Source organism: Robiginitalea insularis (assembly GCF_052497835.1).
Genome location: NZ_CP199296.1, coordinates 2,538,993 through 2,561,488 on the forward strand (window position 1 = coordinate 2,538,993; position 22,496 = coordinate 2,561,488).

The following is a 22,496-nucleotide window of genomic DNA, read 5'->3' on the forward strand; positions in this document are numbered from 1 at the left end:
ATTCCAATCATTTAAAGGCATCCTGAAGGATGCCTTTTTTATTGATTAGACGCTTGTATTTGATTACTCTGTATGCTTTTTCGGCTTTATTTCTTCAAAAAAGAAATCATCATTGGGGACGTCAAATGAGAAACCGGTTACTTCCATCATATTGTTGGTCTCAATTTGAATGGTCCCGAAACTGAACCAGGCCTGCGGGTGGTCCCAGTTGAGCTTCCAGACATCGTAATGCCAGTGGGTCAGAGTAGCCGATAGCAGGGGAGAGTGGGAAAACTCCAGCTTTAGCTCATTATCTTTTTGTACAATACGCAGTTCCCCGTACAAATCAGAATGATAGCGGCCCGTAAAGGCATCCGGCGAAATGCTGGGTCGGGTGTTTTCCACCCGGCTGGCGATGCGCTCTGCAATGCGGGTATCCTCGCTGATGCGCCTGTTGGCAGCTGCCAGGTAATCAGCAGACCAGTCTTTATCGCTTTCTGTATCCAGGAAGGTGTCAAGGGCGTAATAGGTAGCAGCCATAATCGGGCTTTTTGGCCCGTTGGTCAGGACAACCACCCAGAGTTTTTCATCCGGTATCAGCGTAACTGCAGTTATCATCCCGTCATATCCCCCGGTATGACCAACCTTCAGGCGTCCTTTGTAATCACTGAGCCCCCAGCCCAGGCCATAGCCATTAAAATGCCTGTCGAAGTCATTTTCAGAGGTGTGATCTACCATATGGTTGTTATGGGGAGTCCAGACTATGTTCCTCGTGTGTTTACTGAGCAGGGTGTCCGTCCCGATGATTCCGTTATTCAGATTGAAGATCATCCATTTGGAAAGGTCAGAGACTGATGAAATCAACCCCCCGGTTGCAGCTACATTGTCCCAGCTGGTCCAGGGGATAGGATAGTTTTCACCATCCCGGAGGGCGTGGGGGGTTGCAAAATTACCCGCCTCGTCCAATTGCTCAACAGAATAGAGCGTCCGATCCATCCCCAATGGCTCTAAAATGCGTTCCTTTACATTTTCACCCCAACTCTTTCCCGTTACTTTTTCGATGATCGCCCCTGCCGTGATGAACATCAGGTTGGAATAGCCATATCCCGCACGGAATTCATAAGCTTTGGGAACGTATTTGATATGCTGTATGATCTCAGGGGCGGGCAGTTCCGATTTGTACCAGATATTGTCCCCGCTAAAGGTTCCCAGGCCCACCCTATGGCTGAGGATGTCCCGTATGCTGGCATGTTCGCTTTCCCAGCCGCCGTAGAGCTCGAAGTAGGGGAGGTACTTCCGTACCGGGTCGTTCCAATCCATTTTTCCTTCCTGTACGAGCATCCCGATGATGGCTGAGGTAAAGGCCTTGGAATTGGAGGCAATGGCATAGAGGGTGTTTTCATCCGGTTTCTGGTTTTGGCCAACTTCCAGCACCCCATAATTGCCGGTAAACACCAATTCCCCGTCCTTTACGATCCCGATGGAGGCACTGGGGATTTCCCAATCGGTTACCATTTTGCTGAAATAGGCATCCAGCTCCTGCAAATTGACATTTTCAGGGTTTTGAGCAATAGAAATAGCGGTAGAAAGACAAAGAAGGAGTGCAAACAGGTTGGTTTTCATTTGGCAGTTTACTAGGTGAAAGGAAATTTGGAATTCGATAACTAAAGATAGCGATTTCTGGTTTGAGGCAGGATTTTTTAATGGGATATGGCGTATTTCAAAAAGGCTTTTGAGGGATTCTTCCGATGGTCGTGCAGTATCCTTCAAATTGATATTCAATAATGACCTGCAGGAATTATTTTTTTAATAAATTCCGTCAGTTATTAATAAACTGCGGTATTAGGTGATCATCAGAATATCGCTTCATTATACTTAATGAAGAATAGGGCTTATAAGCGATGTTTATAAAAACATCGGGGCCTGCTAAAAATATTAAAATGGATTACACTGCAAATACGGATCGATACAAGCTGATGGACTATAGGCGCTGTGGTAACAGTGGGTTACTGCTACCTGAATTTTCACTGGGTCTGTGGCATAATTTTGGTTTTAACGATAACTATGAAAATGCCCGGGCCATAGTGCTAAATGCCTTCGATGCTGGCATAACGCATTTTGATTTGGCGAATAACTACGGGCCACCACCAGGCTCAGCTGAATCTACTTTTGGTAAGATATTTAACTCGGATCTGGTGAACCACAGAGATGAAATAATAATCAGCACTAAGGCGGGGTGGAAGATGTGGGATGGGCCCTACGGGGATTATGGCTCCAAGAAATATTTGGTATCCAGTTTAGACCAAAGCCTGAAGCGAATGGGCATTGATTATGTGGATATTTTTTATCATCACCGTCCTGATCCGGACACGCCTTTGGAGGAAACTGTCGGGGCATTGGATTTAATGGTTCGGCAGGGAAAAGCACTTTATGTAGGTATTTCCAGTTATGATGTTGAGGAAACAAAAGGAGCCCTCAAAATGTTTGATGAGCTTGGGACGCCCTGTTTGATTCATCAGCCCCGGTATTCCATGTTTGACAGAACAATCGAAGATGGACTCCTGGAGCTTCTTGGAAGGCGTGGGGTGGGTTGTATTGTTTTTTCACCGTTGGCACAGGGCCTATTGACCGATAAGTATCTCAATGGTATTCCTGAAACTTCCCGTGCGGCATCTGGCCGTGGCAATGGCGCATTGGAAGCTGATCAGATCACTGCTGAAAAAATCGAAATTGGGCGCAAACTAAATGAGCTCGCAAATAAAAGAGGACAATCTCTGGCTCAGATGGCCCTTGCATGGACAAAGCGAGACCCCCGTGTTACTTCTGTTTTATTGGGTGTTAGTCGTCCTGAGCAATTGAGCGATTCGTTGGAGGCACTGAAAAAGCCTCATTTTGAGGAAAATGAGATTTCGGAAATAGAAAGGATACTGGCCGGGTAGGTTTACGGGATTGCGCCAAAAGGTTAATCCTGTATTTTTTTAATTTCATGTATCATTTCTTTTGCCACAATAGCCGAAGAGGGTAGAAACATGGTAGTTACGATTCTCTTGTCAATTACCACGTCGTGTTTATCAGCCAAGTCACTTTTGGTCTGGAAAATGGCTCCATTCTCTCTTAATTGATCCTCCAGCATTACAGGTAATAAAGTTCCTTCCTTTGCCCAACTTTTAGTGACCTCGGTCGAATTCGGAAATCCGGTTACTTTTTTATCCTTCACCATAAATTCCCCATTACTGAGTCTTACATTGGCAAAGGCACCAGGACCATGCCCGCAACCTCCTACAACTCCCTCATTTTCATAAATTTGAGCTATGATAGACAGTAAGCTTTTGTTATAGGCAACATCAAACAAAGGTCCATAGCCACCACCTATAAAAACGGCCTTGTAATCTTTATGATCTACTAAATCGGGAGTTAATGAATTTTCAACTTTTTCATTAAAATTTTCATACTTTATGGCATAACTACTTATTCCGACAGGATCCATTGAGAATGGTACTTTTCCTCCTGTAGGCGAAACAAAATCCACTTTATAACCGTGAGAAACAAAAATGTGGTAGGGGGGTGCTACCTCCCAAAGATTGTTCCCTGCAAAGTTTTTTTCAGGGTTTCCCATGTCCTCTGTATTTGAAACTATAATCAGTATTCTTCCCTTTACATTTTCGCTATTGTTACATGAGATGAAAATCAATAATATGAATAATGCTAAGAATCCCTTTTTCATTTGTTTGATTGAATTTTAGATGCCACAATTAACGATAGTCCTATATCCAAATACAAGGATATTCATTACCTGATTAGATATGACAATGATTAGAAAAAGTATTTGTATGACGTATTTTCTATTTAATTTCTTCCTTAATGAACTAATTCTCGAGTATCCAGCGAGCAATCTCATTTAGAAAATTATTGACAAATTTCTTTTCAAGGCTTGCATATTCATCCCTGATCCCGGTTGTTGCCTTTTCAAAAAAATGATTGGCCTCATCAAAGGTTATAAAATGATACGCTGTTCCTGATTTGAGGAGTGCGTTTTCCATCCTGTCTTTATTCTGATGTATGGGTACTTGAAAATCCAAACCTCCAAACAAACCCAATACAGGAACTTTCAGTTGCTCATAATCATTTGAAGGGTCATAGTAAAGAAAAGATGTCAGCGAGGGCAAGTCATAGATTATTTTAAATTCATCAGCTTTGGCAGTGGCCTCTCGCCTTATTTTTTCAATATCTGTCACTCCTTCTGCCGAATCCATTTCAATTAATATGGATTCAGTTGTTTGTCTGAATAAATGGTACGCTTTATCAATGTTCTCATTATCCTCAATAGCTCTCATCAATTTGTTGTGGGCCGAAACATCGGCTTCTATTAATGATTTAGAAATATCGGACTGATTGTATTCCTGCCTGACTTGATATAGAACCACCTCAATTAGAGGTACCGCCGGCACCCCCATTAAAACTACTTTTTTAACAGATTCATTTCCTGCCGCAACTTTCGCAGCAAGAATTCCACCCTGACTATGGCCAAACAATATAAAATCTTTGAATGAATGGTCTTCTGTGGATTTAAAGTATTCTATTATATTTTCCAAATCCCTGGAATGGTCTTCGATTGTGCTATTCACAAAATCGCCGGTACTTGTTCCTACGCCTCTGTCATCATAACGGAAAGACGCGACCCCTTGTGAAGCCAAATGTTCGCTAATTATTTTAAAAATTTTAAAATCATACAAGGTCTCGTCCCGGTCCTGGGGTCCACTCCCGGAGCTTAGAATAACTAATGCCTTAGAAGTTGGTTTTGAGGGGATGAGTAACGTGCCACCTATACTGACATCATCTGTTTTGATGATTAAGTCTATATCGATCGACTTATTGTCGTCACTATTGATTTTGTTTTGTGGAAAGACAAAACCAACTGAGATAAAACAAATTCCCGCTATTAAAATTCTATTTATTTGCATTCTATTTTATTTAAACCATTTCCCTGTTACAATACGTTGCTTTCTTAAAATCCCTGATGTTCATAGAAATGATAGGAACCTCTGGAAACATCACCTTTAGTATTTCTACAATTTGCTGTGAACAGTCTATTACAAAATGTGGCATACGTTTCACTTTTTCATAATTGTAATCTCTTAAAATCCCTATAGGATTCTGTAGTTCCTCTGATAAGTATGTATAGGGTTAACCCAACTTCCCCCAGAGCAGCAGCAACCCCAACAATCAAAGCCGTATAACCCTCATAACCTGGAAAATTAAAATTTCCGAATGATTCAATGAGATAACCTGTGGCTGCTCCAAGGAATAATCCTCCAAACACCCTTGGAAACACATTGGACCTGAAAATTAGTATCGCGAGTAATAGGCAGTGTACTCCAAAAAAACTTCCTGCAATGAGATAGCCATAATGGTGGGCTTCCATAAAGTAGGCGCTTATTTGCTGTATTTGTGATGTATTAAATGAATTTGAAAAGCTTCCGTTTTCCAGAACCTTTAAAGCCATGTAATGATTTAGCAAATTCAAACTTCCGATGGCCGGATGCGCTATAAGCCGGAATGCCGAAGACACCATCGCCAGGGTCTTATCGAACGGTTTAAATATCTTGTATAACAGTATTGCTATTACAGCATCTAAAAGAAAAGCAATTAAGTCTGTTGTTAACCCGAATTGAAAAAGTCCTTTATTGTGGAGTATATTAGTTGCTGTTTTCACAGTGTTTTCTGGCACAATAAGGGTTCCCCTGACATATCCCTGGCTAAATCCTGCAAATAGGATTACGAATAGATAAAGCAATCCCGTAAGGCGTATAAATTTTATACTCGCTAATGCTTTTGTACTTTCCATTTCTTTGAGTCTTTTGTCGTCAGTTTTCTTCTTCAATTAGTATTTCAGATCCTTCTTCTAATAGATTTTTTACTGTTTTGAATAGGATAATAAACACGAACGGATGACACTTTTGTTACATCATATGTTTTTACATACAATTACAAAATGCAGCTGGTTTCTTTATGATATAATTGTTGTTTGAAATTTGTGAACTTTGGAATGAATGTCTTCTTTTAAAATTTCATCCTTGATTTTTCCGTTGGTGAAATTTTCGTAGAAAGAAGGCAATGAAAATGTATCTGTAATGCTGGCTCCCATAAAAGGGAAGTAAGCACTTGCAGATTGTAAAACGGATGCACCGCCTCTGCCTCCTGGTGAGGTGGCCATTAACAGGACAGGTTTTTCCCTCCAGACCTTCATGTTTGCACGAGATAACCAGTCTATGGTATTTTTAAATACCGAAGTATAGGACCCATTATGTTCTGCGAGAGATACCACAAAACCATCGGCAGTATTAAATAACTCGTCCAGTCTTTTTATGGCAGTCGGTATACCATTTTCAGCTTCAAAATCAACGCTATAAATGGGCAGGACATAATCATTTAAGTCAATTGACATAACTTCTATATTTTCTATTAAACCAGTGGCATAGCTTATCAAAGTTTTATTGATAGATTTTTGACTGTTGCTTCCTGCAATTGCGATTATTTTTTTCATGATTACTGTTTTTTAGAGATTAAACGATCTATAGAGAATTTGCCACTCCCATTGACAACTAGGCTTAATGCAAGTCCGATGACCAACAGCGAGTATTCGTATCCCTCACCTGCCTGATTTCCGAACCAGTTCATAAAAAAACCATGCTCCAACTGGGTGGTATAAATGATTCCTATGAACATCCCTGCTAGGGATAAGGCCCAGAACCTGCTCAGGAATCCAAGGATTAGTGAAATTGATCCAAAGAACTCAATCATTATTACGGAGAAGGCTACAAAACCTGGCAAACCCATTTGAGCTGTGAAAAAATCCATGGTGCCGGAATATCCATAGCCTCCAAAAAGGCCCAGGAGTTTTTGTGCTCCATGAGGGAATAATACCAAACCAAGTGATAATCTTGCAATGCTAAACCCAATATTCGGATCTGTCTTCAAAAGTGTTTTTACTGAAATTTTCATACTGTTTAAGATTTAAAATTGATTATAAAGTTTTGCGGTAATAAAAACCGAAAGATGATTTTTCAACGGGATTTGGGCCATATTGGTCCAGATCCACCCCAATACCTAACTGATGTCCTTTAAAGGATACCCCTGCCCGTAATTGCTGAAAGCTTCTTGAATGTTTTTTAAAATTGTCCCAAACAGTCAGGAACTGCCCATTGAGCCAAATGGCAACTCTCTTATTAATAGGAGTACGGAACTGTACCTGGGCAAAGGTTTCGGCGTAACCTCTTTTTGTTCGATGGTAGTGACCCACTGTGGGTATTACCACAACCAAAAGCCTGGAACTCTTTACGGCTAATTTTGCCGAGAAGCGCTCTGAATAGCCAGCTACACTGTTGTAATACAGTGACGGGCCAACTGAAATATGCTTATTGAGATTCCAGAATAAAGTGGGTTGGATACCTACCTCATCGAATTCCTCATTTTCCTTTTCATTGAATTTTTGGAAAAAGGCCAGGGTTGCACTATTGAGGGTTCTTTTTTCGTTAATTGGATAACTTGCATATAGCGTAAAATCAGTTTTATTAAATCCCGAAAACAGTTCTACTTGCGTGAATTGCGCATTTAATGTATTCGCAAAGCCGAGAATTAAGACGGTTGTGATTGTTACTATATTTTTCATGCTTCAAAATTCCGGGAGGAACACATGAAAAAAAATGAAGTAGTTTAAGACTTTTACATTCTGTTGACTTTGGAGATAATTTTACTCATGAATTCTGGCGTAATGCCAATATAGCCTGCCAAGTCTTTTTGGGTAATTCTTTGGACAGTTTTAGGGTATTTCTTTTTAAACTCGATATACCTTTCCTCTGCTGTTAAGGATATACCATAATTGGAACGCCTTATGTAATTTATGAGCGACCTTTGATATAGGATACGATAAAACCTTTCGAATTTTGGTATTTCTTGAAAAAGTAATTCATAATTAGCCCTGGAAATACCTAATAATTCTGAATCCTCGGTAGCTTTAATGAAATAACGCGAAGGTTCTTTGGTAATAAAACTGGCCATGTCCCCTGTCCAATAATCTTCAACAGCAAACATTGAGATGTGGGGTGCACCATCTTCATCCAAAGTATAGACCTTCAAGCAACCTTTAGTGATAAAATACTCGTGTTTGGCAATTTCACCGGCTTGCATCAAAAATCCTTTCTTCTTCACCTTTACTTCCTTAAGTAAAGAAATATACTTCTGTTTTTCAAGCTCGGTTAAATCAATAAACCTACTGACATTATCAATAATTAATTTATGTGAATACTCCAATTTCAAGAGGGATCTTATTCTTCGTTTAAAAATAAGTATTTGAACCGTGTTGTTGAAAACTTTATGCATTTTCTCAACTACATTAATGAATGTTAAAGCCTTAATTCAGCCAATTCAAAGGTTCCCCCGTTTCTCCTTGGTTGAAACTATAACCCGCCCACCCTGATTGTCAAATTCAAATGACTCATAGAATCTGGGATTTGGTCCCTATAACTATAGGGATGGGATTTCCAATTGTGCTGGCTGGGATTGGCTTACTGGCCTTCGCCTGACCCGGACCGAACGGTCGCAAAAGGTCCGGTGGACCTTTTGTAGAGAGGGGCCAGCTGCTGCGCTGGCCTACAAATTAAAAACTCTTACTGAAGTTGGGATTTGGAATTTGTTATTTGGAATTTGCTGCATAGTAGCCAGCTGGGGTTAACTTCGCTTCGCTCGTTGGACCCGGGCCGAACGGGTACAAAAGGTCCGGTGGACCTTTTGTAGAGAGGGGCCAGCAGGTGCGCTGGCCTACAAATGATAAACTCTTTTGGAATTTGTTATTTGGAATTTGCTGCATAGTAGCCGGCTGGGGTTCCTCGCTGCGCTCGGCGACCCAGCCGTCACATTCTGCAAATGAAAAACCCGTGCAGCCTATGGCTGCTTATTTTTTATTTCGTTCGCAAAACTCAAGTAAACTTGGCTTTGCTCCCAAAATAAAAAAACCCGCCTTGCGGGGCGGGTTTTTCGCTTGATTGTGACTTGGCTGGGGCTCGAACCCAGGACCCTCTCCTTAAAAGGGAGATGCTCTACCAACTGAGCTACCAAGTCAAAAAAAACAACCGCAACTTATCGCGGTTTGCGGCTGCAAATATACTATCTATTCTTTATTTTTCAAGTTCAATAGCTATAAATTTCAGTTTTATTGAAAAAGCTGCATATTTACCTCAATCAGCGAACAAATGGCGAAGATGATAATCGTACTTATCGGGTATATGGGAAGCGGGAAATCTACCGTGGGCAGGGCCCTTGCAGAATCTATGGGATTTCGGTTTCTGGATTTGGATACCTATATAGAAGAGAGGATGGAAAAGAGCATTCCCGAATTATTTGAGGATAAAGGGCAAATCTACTTCAGGAAAAAGGAACACGAATTACTGAAAGAAGTTTTGGAAAACCATGACCAACTGGTACTGGCCCTGGGGGGTGGGGCACCCTGCTATGCAGGGAATATGGATTTGGTCTTATCCCACACCTCACACGTATTTTACCTGATGCTGAGCGTTTCCCAATTAGCTGCCCGCCTGCAATATGAATCCGGTAAACGTCCGCTTATTTCGCACCTGAAACCAGAAGAACTTCCAGATTTTATCGGAAAACACCTGTTTGAGCGGGTAAAATACTACAATATGGCACCCCATCATATCGCTGTTCAGGAAAAGGGGATTGAGCAGCTGGTGGAAGAGATCCACAGAAAATCAATCTAGGAAAACGGCGTATTCTTTTGAGGTCAGATCTACCCGTACATGTTCATTGAGGGACGTTGAAAGGGATAATCCTTTAAAATCGGCTTTTACGGGGTATCGTTTGTGATTGCGATTTACGAGCACGGCCGTTTTGAGCTGTTTCAGCGGCGTTTTGATGAAATGGTGTACCCCATAAATAAGGGTACTTCCCGAATTCAGAACATCATCGATTAAAACCACAGACTTCCCTAGGTACTCCTCAGGCTTCAGGGAAGTGGTGATCCCACTCTTCAGCGGGTCGGATTTGTCCATCTTTACCCGGCATAAAAGAATTTCAGCCGGGGTGATTTTTTCCAGCGCCGCCTTCACTTTTTTGGCAAAGTCCAGACCTCCTCCCTCTATTCCGGCAATAACGATCTGCTTGGCCTCAACATTGGATTCATATATCTGATAGGCAATCCGGTTGATTTTGTATTTAATCTGCTGATGCGATAGGATTTTGTTGTCCATGGGAGCGCTATTTCTTCTCAAAGATAAAAAAGAGTTCGGTTCCCTGCCTTGGCGGAATAGAGTTTGTGGCCCGCTCCAGGGTTTTTATCGTAAAATAGGGTTGAAACAGCTGCCGGTATTCTGAAGCTGAACCTCCGAAAGGTGGCCCTTGTGTGGTTAAGGGAAAGTCAAAAAGCAGACCTGCCAGGGTACCCCCCTGCCTGAGTAGTTCAGCCATTTTAATTGCGTAGCGATCTCTTTTTGCAGGCGGCAGGGCGCAAAAAAAAGTTTGCTCCAGGATCAGGTCATACGGGCCTTGCTTTAGTTCGAAAAAATCCATTTCCAGAAAGGCTGAACCCGGCAAGCCAGGGAGTTTTTCCTGCAGGCGCTTCAGCGGCAGGCCTGCAATATCCAGCACCTGTATATTTTTAAAACCACTTCGGAACAAGTATTCCACCTCATAGCCGTTTCCGGCTCCGGGAATAAGAATCCGAATATTTTTGTCCTCAAGTTGGTCTATGTATTTAGTGATTGGGGGTGCTGCATACCCGATATCCCAGCCTAAGCGATTTTCCCGGTACCGGGCTTCCCAGTATTCTTTATTCAGATTCATCCAGGTAATCTTCCAGATCGCGCCGATCTTTTTTAGTGGGTCGTCCTTCCCCTTTTTTACGATAATGCTCCCGGCTGGCCTGCATTAATTCGAAGTGTTTCAGCTCTGCCGGATCCGTGATGTCTTCCCGATAAATACCCACCCATTTGGCTCCAACCCGTTGTGGCGGGATATCCAGGACTTTCAGTTGCAGGTTCAGCTGGTTTTTGCGAAGGCTTATTTCATCCATGGGCAATACTTCCCGGGAGGGCTTGCATACCGCTCCCCCGATGCGTACCTGGCCTTTTTTGACAGCCTCAGTGGCCTGAGACCGGGTTTTAAAATATCGGGTACACCAGAGGTATTTATCGATTCGCATTAATAAAATCTTTGTTAATCCGCTCCGCAAAAATAGGGGAAAATTGTATCTTGCCGCCTTTAAGAAACTGGCTTTATGGGATGGAAGAAAAATTGTGTTGTACTACTGGGGCTTTTGCTTTTGGCAGCCTGCGGGAATGATGATGGCTTAAATATCCAGGTTGTACCCCCGGAACCCTTAAGTGACGTGCTCGCAGAGGACGATGCGGCCATTCGCGATTTTCTGAGCACCCACTTCTATAATTATGAAGAATTTGAGACCCCGCCAGCAGATTTTGACTTCCGTATAGTCATCGATACAATAGCCGGGGATAACGCTTCCAAAATACCGCTGATCGATCAGGTACAGATTGCCCAGATCACCGTGCGATCTGAAGAGTTTAATCTGGAAGATGCGCCGGATGTTACGCATAATTTGTATTACCTGGAAGCGCTGGAAGGCGGGGGGGAAGCCCCCACAGTTGCGGACTCGGCCTTTGTGGCTTACCGGGGGACGCTGCTCGATGGAAGGGACTTTGACGGTTCTTTTTCACAACCCGTCTGGTTTGACCTGGCCCGCTTGCAGGGACCTTTGCAGGGTGCCAGGGGTTTTACGGAAGGTATGCGCTTCTTTAAGGCAGCTACCGGAATAACAGTCAATCCCGATGGGACGCTTTCTGCCCAGGGCCAGGGGGTAGGCCTTATGATTATGCCTTCGGGCCTTGGCTTCTACAACCGGCCGCCTCAGGGGAGTGTAATAGCTGCATATAGTCCGCTGATCTTTACAGTTGAAATATTTGCGGTGGAACAGACAGACCACGACGGGGACGGGATCCCCTCTATTCAGGAAGATCTCAATGGCGATGGCTATCTGTATAATGACAACACCAATGAATCCGAGGAGCGCAGTGCTTTCGGAGGGGTACTTACCGCTAATTTCCTGGATAATGACGATGACGGGGACGACACCCCAACCCGGGAGGAAATTATAATCAACCCTGACGGAAGTATCACCTTCCCGGATACAGATGGGGATGGCATCCCGGATTATCTGGATAAAGACAATAGTTGATGAAATAAAAAAAGCCCCGAAACAGGGGCTTTTTCATTTTTTATGCACGCCTTATAATTTCACCCAAAGACTAAGGATAAACTGGCTGGGACGTGTATCCAGGCGCCGATCGCTTAAACCAACGAAATTTGCCTCATTGGAACTGAGTCCCCTTTCATAACGCAGGTCTACTCCAAGATTCCCCAGATTTACACCCGCACCCAGGTGCAGGCCAACGGTAAAGTCATTTTCGACATCGCCAAGGGTGACCCTATCAAAATCCGTATTCAGGATATACTGAAAATCCGGTCCGGCAAAAACAGACAGCGGACCAATCACTTTGAATCCCAATAAGACAGGCAGGTCTAGCTTGGACATGTCAAAGTCGTCTCCGCTGTAGTCTGATTTAGTTTTCGTAAAAATCAGTTCGGGCCGCAAGTAAATATCATCACCAAAAGTGGCGAAAACCCCGAGATGGTAACCGATCTTGGAATCGGCACTCAGGTTCGGGGCCTGATCGAATTTGTAATCCCCGTTGGAATTGAAATTTAACCCCGCTTTTATTCCAAATCCGGGATTTTTTTGCGCGAAGGCAGACAGGCTGAAAAGAATCAGCAGGCAACTAATTAAGGTACGTTTCATAATGGTGTTCTTTTAGGGCCTGTGGTATCAAAAACAATACCAGGAATCAGGCTTTCTTTTTTAACACCTTTACAACGGCGGCTGTAATGGCTTTATTGTTCAGGCCGTATTTCTCCATCAATTCCTCAGGAGTACCGCTTTCCCCAAAGGTATCCTGGGTTGCCACAAAGGCCTGCGGGGCAGGGTGGTTTACGGAAAGTACCCTGGCAACACTTTCACCCAGCCCGCCCAGGTAATTATGCTCTTCGGCAGTTACGACACAGCCGGTCTTTTTTACAGATTTAAGGATGGCTGCCTCATCCAGGGGTTTGATCGTATGTATATTGATTACTTCTGCAGAGATTCCGTTTTGTTCAAGGGTTTCTGCAGCCAGCAGGCTTTCCCAGACCAGGTGGCCTGTTGCGAGGATGGTCACATCCGTGCCTTCCTGCAGCATAAGGGCCTTGCCGATCTCGAATTTTTGATCTACGGGGGTAAAATTCGCTACTTTGGGCCGGCCAAATCTCAGATAAACCGGGCCGTGGTGATCCGCAATCGCCAGGGTAGCGGCCTTGGTCTGATTAAAATCACAGGGGTTGATCACGGTCATGCCCGGGAGCATCTTCATGAGCCCTATGTCTTCAAGAATCTGGTGGGTTGCCCCGTCTTCCCCCAGGGTTATCCCTGCATGGGAAGCACATATTTTTACGTTTTTATCCGAGTAGGCTATGGATTGACGGATCTGGTCGTATACCCTTCCGGTTGAGAAATTGGCAAAAGTACCTGTAAATGGGATATAGCCACCTATCGTCATACCAGCAGCAATTCCCATCATATTGGCTTCGGCAATCCCCACCTGGAAAAAACGCTCAGGGTTTTCCGCGATGAAATCATCCATTTTGAGTGATCCCACCAGATCTGCGCAGAGGGCGACTACTTTGGGGTTTTTTCTTCCCAGTTCCGTTAGCCCGGCGCCAAAACCGCTTCGTGTATCCTGTTTTCCCTGGTCTTTGTATTGATTCATGTTCAAATGGATTTTGATTTTAATAGTCCCCTAATTCGGTTTCAGGGTTTTGGGCAAGGGCGTCTTGCAGTTGTTCGTCATTCGGGGCTTTCCCGTGCCAGGCATGGGTATGCATCATAAAATCCACCCCATGGCCCATGACCGTTTCCATGATGATGGCAACCGGTTTCCCTTTGCCGGTTCGCTCCTTTGCGGTTTGCAGCGTATCAATGATGGCCTGCAGGTCATTACCCTTATCTAGGGAGAGTACTTCCCACCCAAAGGCTTCAAACTTGACCTTTACATCCCCCAGCGGCATCACCTCTTCTGTTCCGCCGTCTATCTGCTGACCGTTTCGGTCTATGGTGGCTATCAGATTATCTACCTTTTTACCCGCTGCATACATAATGGCTTCCCAGTTCTGGCCTTCCTGTAATTCCCCGTCTCCGTGCAGGCTGTATACCAGGTGCCTGTCCCCGTTGAGTTTTTTTGCCTGGGCGGCTCCGATGGCTACCGACATGCCCTGTCCCAGGGAACCTGAGGCTATGCGCACTCCCGGAAGGCCTTCATGTGTAGTGGGATGACCCTGTAAACGGGAATTGATCAGCCTGAAAGTATTTAACTCATCAATCGGGAAATACCCCCTTCGTGCCAGGACGCTGTAGTATACGGGGGAAATATGGCCATTGGAAAGGAAAAACAGGTCTTCGCCTATCCCGTCCATATCGAAGCCCTCTTTTAAATCCATTACCTCATTGAAGAGGGCCACAAAGAACTCAGTACACCCCAGAGACCCCCCCGGATGCCCGGAGTTTACCTTGTGGACCATCCGGACGATATCCCTGCGGACCTGTTGCACAAGCGTTTCCAATTTTTTAATGTCGGCCATATCAGTTGCATTTATAGAAAACCAAAAATAATAGCATTCCTGCTGCTTCCCAAAGGTTCTTTTAAGTAGTTATCAACGATGGGGAGAGGGAACTTTATTTTTTTCTTAAGGACAAATGGTAGGGAGTTACGTATCTTTGGCAGCTGCTGAAGAAGTCTATGCAGTGAAGTTTACACTCCAACATACCGATCCACAGACCAAGGCCCGTACCGGGCTTTTGGAGACAGACCATGGCCCTATAGAAACCCCTATTTTTATGCCGGTTGGGACAGTGGCTTCCGTTAAGGGAGTACACCAGCGGGAACTGCGGGATGATATCAATCCGGATATAATTCTGGGGAATACCTACCATTTATATCTGAGGCCGGGAATGGACATTCTCGAGCGCGCGGGCGGGCTGCACAGCTTTATGGGCTGGGACCGGGCTATCCTTACCGACAGTGGGGGGTACCAGGTCTATTCCCTTTCAGCCAATCGAAAAATAAAGGAGGAAGGCGTAAAATTCAAATCGCATATTGACGGGTCTTATCACGTCTTCACCCCTGAAAATGTGATGGATTTACAGCGGAGCATCGGGGCAGACATTATTATGGCTTTTGATGAATGCACGCCCTATCCCTGCGAGTACCGCTATGCCGAAAAATCCATGCATATGACCCATCGCTGGCTGGATCGCTGTATGAAACAACTGCAGCGCGTACCGCCCAAATATGGCTATGAGCAGGCTTTTTTCCCCATAGTTCAGGGCTCTGTGTATAAAGAGCTGAGGAAGCATTCTGCCGAGTATATCGCGGGGGCCGACGCTTTCGGAAACGCTATTGGGGGGTTGTCTGTGGGGGAACCTGCAGAGGAGTTGTACGCTATGGCGGAGGTGGTTTGCGATATCCTTCCCGCATCCAAGCCCCGTTATCTGATGGGGGTGGGTACCCCTATCAACCTCCTGGAGAATATTGCACTTGGCGTGGATATGTTTGACTGTGTATTGCCCACCCGAAATGCCCGTAACGGAATGTTGTTTACCTCGGAGGGCACTATCAATATTAAAAACAAGAAATGGGAGGATGATTTTTCCCCCCTGGACCCCATGGGGCACACCTTTGTGGATACGGAATACACAAAGGCGTACCTGCGGCATTTATTTGCGGCCAATGAGTATCTTGGTAAACAAATTGCCACCATTCACAATCTGGGATTTTACCTTTGGCTGGTACGGGAGGCACGCAGAAGGATTCTCGACGGCACCTTTGGACCCTGGAAATCAAAAATGGTAAAGCAAATGGACAAGCGCCTTTGAGATGACCATTATAGACCGCTACATACTCAAAAAATACCTGTTCACTTTCGGACTGATGCTGCTGTTGTTCATCCCGATCGGGATTATGCTGAACCTGGCAGAGCAGATCGGAAAAATGATCGACAATGAGGCCCCGCTGATCGAGATTGTGATCTACTACGTAAATTTTACCATCTATATAGGAAGCCTGCTGTTTCCCATTTTTCTTTTTCTGTCCATAATCTTCTTTACTTCCAAGCTGGCAAATAATACCGAAATTGTAGCCATCCTTTCTTCCGGGGTGTCCTTTGGGAGATTTCTGAGGCCTTACTGGATTGGTGCTACCATCATTGCCCTGTTGATGTTCTTTATGGGGATGTTTATAGTGCCATCTGCCAGCAAGGGATATAACGAATTCAAATACAAGTACCTGAAAAAGGGCAAACAGGACCGGATTACACAAAATATTTTCAACCAGCTGGGAGACCAGGATTATATTTATGTAAGCAGTTTTGACCCGGCCCGGCTAATCGGTTATAATTTCACCAAAGAACATTTCGGGCCCGACGGAAGGCTGCAATATAAATTGGCAGCTGCCAATATCAGGTGGATTCCAAAGGACAGTATCTACCGGCTGACCAGCTACAGTATGCGCAAGATAAAGGACTCGGTTGAAACGGTAATGACCGGCAGGCGGCTCGACACGGTATTTAACTTCCAGATTGAAGACCTGACCCCCGTTTCCTACGTGGCCGAAACCAAAAACCTCTTTGAATTGAATCAATTTATAGAGGACCAGAAAAGGAAAGGGGCTTCTAATATCAACACCTATATAATGGTCAAATATAAAAGATGGGCCCTGCCGGTTGCTGCATTTATTCTGACGGTTATTGGGGTAGCGGTCTCCTCTGTAAAAAGGAGAGGGGGGATGGGCGTCAATCTGGCCTTTGGGATCGGAGTTGCCTTTATCTATATCTTTATGGACAAAGTCTTCGGGACCCTTGCCGAACAATCCGGCTTTCCGCCTTTAATGGCCGTAATTATCCCGAATATATTATTTGGAATACTGGGCTATTACCTGCTGCAACAGGCCAAACGCTAACCTTTTCCTGAAAATTTTATCATTTATGGCAGGTTTAAAGATATAGTTTATCTTTGGAGCGCTGATTACTTAAATGCTGAATTTCCATGGAATACCTGGATTTTGAACTACCTATCAAAGAACTTGAGGAACAACTAGAAAAATGCCAGATCATTGGCGAAGAAAGCGAGGTCGACGTAACGGAGACCTGTAAGCAAATCGAAAAAAAGCTGGCTGAAACCCGCAAGGAAATCTATAAAAATCTTACGGCCTGGCAACGGGTGCAACTTTCCAGGCATCCCAACCGTCCCTATACCCTGGATTATATCCGGGCCATCTGCGGGGAATCTTTTCTGGAATTGCATGGAGACCGCAATGTAAAGGACGATAAGGCCATGATCGGGGGTCTTGGGAAAATTGGGGACCAGTCTTATATGTTTATCGGGCAACAGAAAGGATACAATACTAAAACCCGGCAATACCGGAATTTCGGGATGGCTAATCCCGAAGGATATCGCAAAGCCCTGCGACTGATGAAGTCTGCGGAGAAATTTGACATTCCCGTTGTATGTTTTATCGATACCCCCGGAGCCTATCCAGGGATAGAAGCAGAGGAGCGCGGACAAGGGGAGGCCATTGCCCGGAATATCCTGGAAATGACCCGGCTCAAAGTACCTATTATAGTGGTTATTATCGGGGAAGGTGCCTCCGGCGGAGCCCTGGGAATCGGAGTGGGCGACAAGGTTTTAATGCTTGAAAACACCTGGTATTCCGTCATTTCACCTGAATCCTGTTCGTCCATCCTGTGGAGGAGTTGGGAATACAAAGAACAGGCAGCAGCAGCTTTAAAGCTTACCGCCACAGACATGAAAAAATTAAAGCTGATTGACGAGATTGTGAGAGAACCTGCAGGAGGTGCTCACAGTGATCGTGAAAAGGCTTTTGAAATTGTCAGAAACAAAATTGCAAAACACTATCAGGAACTTAAAAAGTTATCTACAAAAGATCTGGTAAATGCGCGGATGGAAAAATATAGTTCCATGGGGGTATTTAACGGATAGTCGGGCTATACTTCAATAAGTCAGGGAAATCCGGAATTTAGCGTTCCGGATTTTTTGGTTATAAACAAAAATTGTAACTTATTAACAGGTCAATTGTTAAGTAATGGTGGATATCGCAAATAGTCTGCCCAAGTTAAGCTAGTGTTAATTCCCTACTTTTACACCCATGGAAAAATCGAGGACACTTGTGGGACAACGCATAGGAAAATCTGCGGTAATCCCTTTGGAAAGAGGTAAACTACCGCCACAAGCAGTTGATTTAGAGGAGGTTGTTCTCGGAGCCATGATGATTGACAAGAAGGGGGTGGATGAGGTAATCGATATTTTGCACCCTGATGTTTTTTACAAGGATGCGCATCGGTTCATTTACGAGGCAATCTTTAAGCTCTTCGAAACTTCGGAACCGGTTGATTTATTAACCGTTTCGGCCCAATTGAAGCAAGATGAGAAACTCGAGGCCGTTGGAGGGGATTTTTATCTTATAAAACTTACCCAAAAAGTAGCTTCTTCCGCACATATTGAATTCCACGCCAGAATAATCCTTCAAAAATACATTCAAAGGAGCCTGATCAAGATCTCCAATGAAATTATTGAAGAGGCCTATGATGAGGCCACGGATGTATTTGATTTGCTGGATAATGCTGAAGCAAAATTGTACGATGTTACACAGGGAAACCTGAAGCGATCTGCTGAAACAGCCCAGAACCTGGTGATACAGGCCAAGAAAAAAATTGAGGAGATATCCAATAAGGAGGGATTAAGCGGGATTCCTTCCGGTTTTGACAAGCTGGACAAACTAACCTCCGGCTGGCAACCCAGTGACCTTATTATAATCGCTGCCCGTCCCGGGATGGGTAAAACGGCTCTGACCCTGTCCATGGCGAGGAATATCGCCGTTAATTCCAATATCCCTGTTGCATTTTTCTCCCTGGAGATGTCATCGGTACAGCTGATTACGAGACTGATCTCATCTGAAACCGGCCTGTCTTCTGAAAAGCTGCGAACCGGACGGCTGGAGAAGCACGAATGGGAACAACTCAATGTAAAGGTAAAAGCCCTGGAGAAAGCCCCGCTCTTTATAGACGATACCCCGTCCCTGTCAATTTTTGACCTCCGGGCCAAGGCACGGCGGCTGGCTTCACAGCACAAGATACAGTTGATAGTAATTGACTACCTGCAACTGATGACCTCGGGAGCGAGCCAGAAAGGCGGGAACAGGGAACAGGAAATTTCCACCATTTCGCGGAACCTCAAGGCACTGGCCAAAGAATTAAACGTCCCCGTTATAGCATTATCCCAGTTATCAAGGGCTGTAGAGACCCGTGGCGGAAGTAAGCGACCCATACTTTCCGACCTCAGGGAGTCTGGCGCGATTGAGCAGGATGCTGATATCGTTTCCTTTATTTACCGGCCCGAATACTATAAAATTGATGAGTGGGATGATGAGGAACGCACCCCAACTCAGGGTCAGGCAGAGTTCATCGTGGCCAAACACCGAAATGGAGGACTCGATAATATTAGGTTAAAATTCATTGCGCAACTGGGTAAATTTGATAATTTGGATGACTTTGATTCTCCATTTGAGTTTCAATCCAAAATGAATGCCGATGGTGAAAATCCGTTTATAACCAAAAACTTACCTGATGCAGATCAGGCTTTTGGAAGTTCCCTGAACGATTTTCCCGATGCAGACCCGGATGACAATGATGTACCTTTTTAGCCCGATTAGCGCACGAATAGCCGATAGTTTCAAATCTTTTTTCCTTCTTTTAATAGCCCTAGGGTATGGTTGTGCAGCTTCGGCATCTGTAATCCTCATTCCTATGGATGCTGAGAGCCAGGAGAACCACCTCAAGGCCTATGGTATAACCTACTGGGTACTCACCAAACAACAAAAAGTACAGTGGTTGCTGAATTACCGGGGCGGCTCCTTCCTTTTACCCGATGGGGACCCTATCCGCAACGAGTGCAGGATCAGGGGAGTTTCCTTTGAAGTCCTTTCGGATGCGGAAGCTGAGTCCATCCTGGATGGGATTTCCAGCCCTTCTCAGAATCAGGAGGCGGTTATTCTGGAAAAGGCGCCCAAAATTGCGGTCTATTCCCCAAAGGATAATCAACCCTGGGACGATGCGGTAACCATGGTTCTGACCTATGCGGAAATTCCCTATGTAACGGTTTATGATGAAGAGGTCCTGGGCGATAAGCTCGCGCTTTACGACTGGCTGCACCTGCATCATGAGGATTTTACCGGGCAGTATGGAAAATTCTATGCGGCCTACAGGGCCACCCCCTGGTATATAGAAGGAAAAAATCAGGCAGAGGCGCTTGCGAACCGGCTGGGTTTCTCAAAAGTATCAGACGAAAAAAGTGCTGTAGCTCAGAAAATAAGGAATTATGTAATCGGCGGCGGCTTTATGTTCGCCATGTGCTCCGCCACCGATAGTTTTGACATTGCGCTGGCAGCCGAAGGCGTGGATATCTGCGAACCCATGTTTGACGGAGATCCATCCGATCCCAATTACCAGCAGCGCCTTGATTTTAGCAAGACGTTTGCATTTACGAATTTCACCCTGGAACGCAACCCGCTCAGGTATGAATTTTCTTCTATCGATATGACCAACCAGCGGGAAGGCATCCGAATGGAGTCTGATTATTTCAGCCTGATGGATTTTTCTGCAAAATGGGATCCGGTTCCCACCATGCTCTGCCAGAATCATACAGCACTGGTAAAAGGATTTATGGGGCAAACCACGGCTTTTAACCGAAAAGAGGTGAAACCAACCGTTTTGGTTTTAGGTGAGAACCGACTCAACGGAGAAGCCCGATACATACATGGGATAAAGGGAAAAGGGTTTTTCACCTTTTACGGAGGGCACGATCCGGAAGACTATCAACACAGGGTAGGGGATCCGAAAACCGAGCTCGAACTGCATCCAAACTCCCCCGGGTACCGCCTGATCCTCAACAATGTGTTGTTCCCCGCGGCCCGCAAAAAGAAGCAGAAAACCTAAAGCTGCCCCAGGAGGTTCTCTAGTACCTGTTCAACCCCTCCCTGCTCATTGCTGGCGGTGCTAAAACGTGCAACTCGTTTAACATTGGGATGGGCATTTTCCATGGCAAAGCTAAAGGCTGCCCGCCCCAGCATTTCCAGGTCATTATTGTAATCGCCAAAGGCCATGGTTTGTTCCGGGCCTATCCCAAGTCTTTCCTGTACCAATTGCAGGGCATACCCTTTATGTGCTTTCCGGTCAGAGAGATCAACCCAGTGCCTGCCGGAAACTTTTACTTTTAATCGGTCTTCAAAGGGCTGAACAGCCGGATAGATACAGGCCTCAGAGTTTTCAAAATGGTAGACGGCTATCTTCATGATCTCTCCCTCAAATCCCTGGAGATTGTCGATTATTTCGTAATCAGAATAGTATTCTTCCAGGTGTTTTAAAAAAGCCTGCCCCGGATCTTCCAGATAGGCCTGCTGTTTTCCGCAAAGCACGCTGTGAGCTCCTTCAACGCCTGAAAGTACTTCCAACACTTCCTGCCTTAAAGACTTATCCAGGGGGGTAGACAGCCATTCTTCCCCACGGTACCGTACCAGGCCTCCATTTTCCGCAATAAAGATGAGCTGTTCCTGTATGCGGTCCAGTTTATCAGCTATACTGCGGTACTGACGTCCGCTGGCGGCCACGAAGCGCACTCCTTTTTGCTGCAGGGCCGCCTGAAGTTCAAAAAATCGATCACTTACCTCGTGCCTGCTGTTGAGCAGGGTTCCATCCATATCAGTAACAACCAGCCGAATATCTTTCAGGTCCATTTAGTACAAGTATGAGCGCAAAGGTATTTTTTCTGTGTAAATTGAAGGTGTCAAAACCGTTAATAATGAATTTGCAAACCAATTTGAGCTGGATACAAAAGGAAATAGTTTTACCCGGATTTTCAAGGGGTTTTCACCTGATTACCTCCAGAATACTGGCAGAACTACCAGAAATAACCGATTTTCAAATGGGCACCTTACAGGTGTTTATAAAACACACTTCGGCCAGCCTTACCCTCAATGAAAATGCGGATCCGACGGTACGGCAGGACTTTGAAAGCCATATCAACCAAATGGTCCCTGAAGATGCGACTTATTATAGGCACACCCTGGAAGGGCCTGACGATATGCCGGCACACATCAAAGCCTCCTTGCTGGGGAGTTCCCTTCACATCCCTGTGAGTTCCGGAAAGCTCAACCTTGGAATCTGGCAGGGGATTTACCTTTGTGAACATCGCAACCGGCCATCGGGACGCAGGCTGGTCCTGAATCTCTGGGGGATATAAAAAAACCCCGGAGTTTTCCGGGGTTTTAAAAGAG

The 22,496-nt window shown here is 44.9% G+C and carries 24 protein-coding genes and 1 tRNA gene; 9 read left to right on the forward strand and 16 right to left on the reverse strand.

Translation table 11 applies throughout. The annotated features are described in order from the left end of the window. Window positions 1–63: 63 nt before the first annotated feature. Entirely contained in the window at window positions 64–1,602 is a 1,539-nt protein-coding gene (locus tag ACT6NV_RS11530) for a serine hydrolase (protein ID WP_445384600.1), read from the reverse strand. A gap of 317 nt (window positions 1,603–1,919) precedes the next feature. Here ACT6NV_RS11530 and ACT6NV_RS11535 point away from each other — a divergent pair, with 317 nt between their 5' ends. Continuing rightward, window positions 1,920–2,918, forward strand: a complete 999-nt coding sequence (locus tag ACT6NV_RS11535; RefSeq protein WP_445384601.1) for an aldo/keto reductase — start codon at window positions 1,920–1,922, stop codon at window positions 2,916–2,918. Between the two features lie 23 nt (window positions 2,919–2,941). On the opposite strand, the gene ACT6NV_RS11540 is transcribed toward ACT6NV_RS11535, so the two are convergent. The 8 genes from ACT6NV_RS11540 to ACT6NV_RS11575 all read right to left on the reverse strand — a co-directional run bounded on the left by ACT6NV_RS11540 (window position 2,942) and on the right by ACT6NV_RS11575 (window position 9,096). After that, window positions 2,942–3,703 (reverse strand): type 1 glutamine amidotransferase domain-containing protein, encoded by a 762-nt coding sequence (locus tag ACT6NV_RS11540; protein ID WP_445384602.1) that lies wholly within the window; start codon window positions 3,701–3,703, stop codon window positions 2,942–2,944. Window positions 3,704–3,845: 142 nt separating this feature from the next. Further along, window positions 3,846–4,940: an alpha/beta hydrolase family protein gene (locus ACT6NV_RS11545; protein WP_445384603.1), complete on the reverse strand. Its 1,095-nt coding sequence runs from the start codon at window positions 4,938–4,940 to the stop codon at window positions 3,846–3,848. 158 nt (window positions 4,941–5,098) lie between these two features. Next, window positions 5,099–5,860 (reverse strand): DUF4386 domain-containing protein, encoded by a 762-nt coding sequence (locus ACT6NV_RS11550; RefSeq protein WP_445384604.1) that lies wholly within the window; start codon window positions 5,858–5,860, stop codon window positions 5,099–5,101. Window positions 5,861–5,986: 126 nt separating this feature from the next. Beyond that, window positions 5,987–6,523 (reverse strand): NADPH-dependent FMN reductase, encoded by a 537-nt coding sequence (locus tag ACT6NV_RS11555; RefSeq protein ID WP_445384605.1) that lies wholly within the window; start codon window positions 6,521–6,523, stop codon window positions 5,987–5,989. 2 nt (window positions 6,524–6,525) lie between these two features. Then, entirely contained in the window at window positions 6,526–6,981 is a 456-nt protein-coding gene (locus ACT6NV_RS11560) for a DoxX family protein (protein WP_445384606.1), read from the reverse strand. A 22-nt stretch (window positions 6,982–7,003) separates the two neighbouring features. Beyond that, window positions 7,004–7,648 (reverse strand): hypothetical protein, encoded by a 645-nt coding sequence (locus tag ACT6NV_RS11565; RefSeq protein WP_445384607.1) that lies wholly within the window; start codon window positions 7,646–7,648, stop codon window positions 7,004–7,006. A gap of 53 nt (window positions 7,649–7,701) precedes the next feature. Next, complete coding sequence (locus ACT6NV_RS11570) at window positions 7,702–8,289, reverse strand: Crp/Fnr family transcriptional regulator (protein WP_445384608.1); 588 nt, start codon at window positions 8,287–8,289, stop codon at window positions 7,702–7,704. Between the two features lie 734 nt (window positions 8,290–9,023). After that, a tRNA-Lys gene (locus ACT6NV_RS11575) sits at window positions 9,024–9,096 on the reverse strand. A 140-nt stretch (window positions 9,097–9,236) separates the two neighbouring features. On the opposite strand from ACT6NV_RS11575, the gene ACT6NV_RS11580 reads away from it, so the two are divergent. Then, window positions 9,237–9,752: a shikimate kinase gene (locus ACT6NV_RS11580; RefSeq protein WP_445384609.1), complete on the forward strand. Its 516-nt coding sequence runs from the start codon at window positions 9,237–9,239 to the stop codon at window positions 9,750–9,752. Here the strand turns inward: ACT6NV_RS11580 and ACT6NV_RS11585 are convergent. The 3 genes from ACT6NV_RS11585 to ACT6NV_RS11595 are packed head-to-tail and all read right to left on the reverse strand — an operon-like array spanning window position 9,744 to window position 11,191. Beyond that, complete coding sequence (locus tag ACT6NV_RS11585; protein WP_445384610.1) at window positions 9,744–10,241, reverse strand: phosphoribosyltransferase family protein; 498 nt, start codon at window positions 10,239–10,241, stop codon at window positions 9,744–9,746. The two genes, ACT6NV_RS11580 and ACT6NV_RS11585, sit on opposite strands and share 9 nt — an antisense overlap. 7 nt (window positions 10,242–10,248) lie before the next feature. Then, window positions 10,249–10,833, reverse strand: coding sequence for a methyltransferase domain-containing protein (locus tag ACT6NV_RS11590; RefSeq protein WP_445384611.1), 585 nt, complete (start codon window positions 10,831–10,833; stop codon window positions 10,249–10,251). Next, window positions 10,820–11,191: an RNA-binding S4 domain-containing protein gene (locus tag ACT6NV_RS11595; protein WP_445381780.1), complete on the reverse strand. Its 372-nt coding sequence runs from the start codon at window positions 11,189–11,191 to the stop codon at window positions 10,820–10,822. Before ACT6NV_RS11595 ends, ACT6NV_RS11590 begins: the two co-directional genes overlap by 14 nt. A gap of 75 nt (window positions 11,192–11,266) precedes the next feature. Between ACT6NV_RS11595 and ACT6NV_RS11600 the strand changes: the two genes are divergently transcribed. Further along, complete coding sequence (locus ACT6NV_RS11600) at window positions 11,267–12,241, forward strand: FKBP-type peptidyl-prolyl cis-trans isomerase (RefSeq protein WP_445384612.1); 975 nt, start codon at window positions 11,267–11,269, stop codon at window positions 12,239–12,241. A 51-nt stretch (window positions 12,242–12,292) separates the two neighbouring features. Here the strand turns inward: ACT6NV_RS11600 and ACT6NV_RS11605 are convergent, their stop codons facing one another. From ACT6NV_RS11605 to ACT6NV_RS11615, 3 genes are read right to left on the reverse strand one after another with little or no spacing between them, the layout of a single operon-like run. Next, the gene (locus ACT6NV_RS11605; RefSeq protein WP_445384613.1) at window positions 12,293–12,862 is read right to left on the reverse strand and encodes a porin family protein; all 570 of its coding nucleotides are present in this window, start codon (window positions 12,860–12,862) and stop codon (window positions 12,293–12,295) included. Window positions 12,863–12,908: 46 nt separating this feature from the next. Next, window positions 12,909–13,865, reverse strand: coding sequence for a transketolase family protein (locus ACT6NV_RS11610; protein ID WP_445384614.1), 957 nt, complete (start codon window positions 13,863–13,865; stop codon window positions 12,909–12,911). 19 nt (window positions 13,866–13,884) lie between these two features. Next, window positions 13,885–14,733 (reverse strand): transketolase, encoded by an 849-nt coding sequence (locus tag ACT6NV_RS11615; protein ID WP_445384615.1) that lies wholly within the window; start codon window positions 14,731–14,733, stop codon window positions 13,885–13,887. A 163-nt stretch (window positions 14,734–14,896) separates the two neighbouring features. Between ACT6NV_RS11615 and tgt the strand changes: the two genes are divergently transcribed. From tgt to ACT6NV_RS11640, 5 genes are all read left to right on the forward strand, one after another. Continuing rightward, a complete protein-coding gene (gene tgt, locus ACT6NV_RS11620) occupies window positions 14,897–16,027 on the forward strand; it encodes a tRNA guanosine(34) transglycosylase Tgt (RefSeq protein ID WP_445384616.1) in 1,131 nt (376 codons plus the stop codon). A gap of 1 nt (window position 16,028) precedes the next feature. Beyond that, window positions 16,029–17,108, forward strand: a complete 1,080-nt coding sequence (locus tag ACT6NV_RS11625; RefSeq protein WP_445384617.1) for an LptF/LptG family permease — start codon at window positions 16,029–16,031, stop codon at window positions 17,106–17,108. A gap of 86 nt (window positions 17,109–17,194) precedes the next feature. Then, complete coding sequence (locus ACT6NV_RS11630) at window positions 17,195–18,148, forward strand: acetyl-CoA carboxylase carboxyltransferase subunit alpha (protein ID WP_445384618.1); 954 nt, start codon at window positions 17,195–17,197, stop codon at window positions 18,146–18,148. 166 nt (window positions 18,149–18,314) lie between these two features. Continuing rightward, the gene (dnaB, locus tag ACT6NV_RS11635; protein WP_445384619.1) at window positions 18,315–19,868 is read left to right on the forward strand and encodes a replicative DNA helicase; all 1,554 of its coding nucleotides are present in this window, start codon (window positions 18,315–18,317) and stop codon (window positions 19,866–19,868) included. Then, window positions 19,852–21,159: an asparagine synthetase B gene (locus ACT6NV_RS11640; RefSeq protein ID WP_445384620.1), complete on the forward strand. Its 1,308-nt coding sequence runs from the start codon at window positions 19,852–19,854 to the stop codon at window positions 21,157–21,159. Before dnaB ends, ACT6NV_RS11640 begins: the two co-directional genes overlap by 17 nt. Here the strand turns inward: ACT6NV_RS11640 and ACT6NV_RS11645 are convergent. Beyond that, window positions 21,156–21,956 carry an HAD family hydrolase gene (locus tag ACT6NV_RS11645; protein WP_445384621.1) on the reverse strand — a complete coding sequence of 267 codons (801 nt, stop codon included), beginning with the start codon at window positions 21,954–21,956 and terminating at the stop codon, window positions 21,156–21,158. The two genes, ACT6NV_RS11640 and ACT6NV_RS11645, sit on opposite strands and share 4 nt — an antisense overlap. 83 nt (window positions 21,957–22,039) lie before the next feature. On the opposite strand from ACT6NV_RS11645, the gene ACT6NV_RS11650 reads away from it, so the two are divergent. Continuing rightward, a complete protein-coding gene (locus tag ACT6NV_RS11650) occupies window positions 22,040–22,462 on the forward strand; it encodes a secondary thiamine-phosphate synthase enzyme YjbQ (protein WP_445386691.1) in 423 nt (140 codons plus the stop codon). Window positions 22,463–22,496: the final 34 nt, after the last annotated feature.

Bases quoted from the DNA above. Each gene is read 5' to 3' on its own strand.
- ACT6NV_RS11530 (WP_445384600.1), bottom strand. From the start codon at position 1,602: ATGAAAACCAACCTGTTTGCACTCCTTCTTTGTCTTTCTACCGCTATT.
- ACT6NV_RS11535 (WP_445384601.1), top strand. From the start codon at position 1,920: ATGGATTACACTGCAAATACGGATCGATACAAGCTGATGGACTATAGG.
- ACT6NV_RS11540 (WP_445384602.1), bottom strand. From the start codon at position 3,703: ATGAAAAAGGGATTCTTAGCATTATTCATATTATTGATTTTCATCTCA.
- ACT6NV_RS11545 (WP_445384603.1), bottom strand. From the start codon at position 4,940: ATGCAAATAAATAGAATTTTAATAGCGGGAATTTGTTTTATCTCAGTT.
- ACT6NV_RS11555 (WP_445384605.1), bottom strand. From the start codon at position 6,523: ATGAAAAAAATAATCGCAATTGCAGGAAGCAACAGTCAAAAATCTATC.
- ACT6NV_RS11560 (WP_445384606.1), bottom strand. From the start codon at position 6,981: ATGAAAATTTCAGTAAAAACACTTTTGAAGACAGATCCGAATATTGGG.
- ACT6NV_RS11565 (WP_445384607.1), bottom strand. From the start codon at position 7,648: ATGAAAAATATAGTAACAATCACAACCGTCTTAATTCTCGGCTTTGCG.
- ACT6NV_RS11580 (WP_445384609.1), top strand. From the start codon at position 9,237: ATGATAATCGTACTTATCGGGTATATGGGAAGCGGGAAATCTACCGTG.
- ACT6NV_RS11585 (WP_445384610.1), bottom strand. From the start codon at position 10,241: ATGGACAACAAAATCCTATCGCATCAGCAGATTAAATACAAAATCAAC.
- ACT6NV_RS11590 (WP_445384611.1), bottom strand. From the start codon at position 10,833: ATGAATCTGAATAAAGAATACTGGGAAGCCCGGTACCGGGAAAATCGC.
- ACT6NV_RS11595 (WP_445381780.1), bottom strand. From the start codon at position 11,191: ATGCGAATCGATAAATACCTCTGGTGTACCCGATATTTTAAAACCCGG.
- ACT6NV_RS11600 (WP_445384612.1), top strand. From the start codon at position 11,267: ATGGGATGGAAGAAAAATTGTGTTGTACTACTGGGGCTTTTGCTTTTG.
- ACT6NV_RS11605 (WP_445384613.1), bottom strand. From the start codon at position 12,862: ATGAAACGTACCTTAATTAGTTGCCTGCTGATTCTTTTCAGCCTGTCT.
- ACT6NV_RS11610 (WP_445384614.1), bottom strand. From the start codon at position 13,865: ATGAATCAATACAAAGACCAGGGAAAACAGGATACACGAAGCGGTTTT.
- ACT6NV_RS11615 (WP_445384615.1), bottom strand. From the start codon at position 14,733: ATGGCCGACATTAAAAAATTGGAAACGCTTGTGCAACAGGTCCGCAGG.
- ACT6NV_RS11625 (WP_445384617.1), top strand. From the start codon at position 16,029: ATGACCATTATAGACCGCTACATACTCAAAAAATACCTGTTCACTTTC.
- ACT6NV_RS11630 (WP_445384618.1), top strand. From the start codon at position 17,195: ATGGAATACCTGGATTTTGAACTACCTATCAAAGAACTTGAGGAACAA.
- dnaB (WP_445384619.1), top strand. From the start codon at position 18,315: ATGGAAAAATCGAGGACACTTGTGGGACAACGCATAGGAAAATCTGCG.
- ACT6NV_RS11640 (WP_445384620.1), top strand. From the start codon at position 19,852: ATGATGTACCTTTTTAGCCCGATTAGCGCACGAATAGCCGATAGTTTC.
- ACT6NV_RS11645 (WP_445384621.1), bottom strand. From the start codon at position 21,956: ATGGACCTGAAAGATATTCGGCTGGTTGTTACTGATATGGATGGAACC.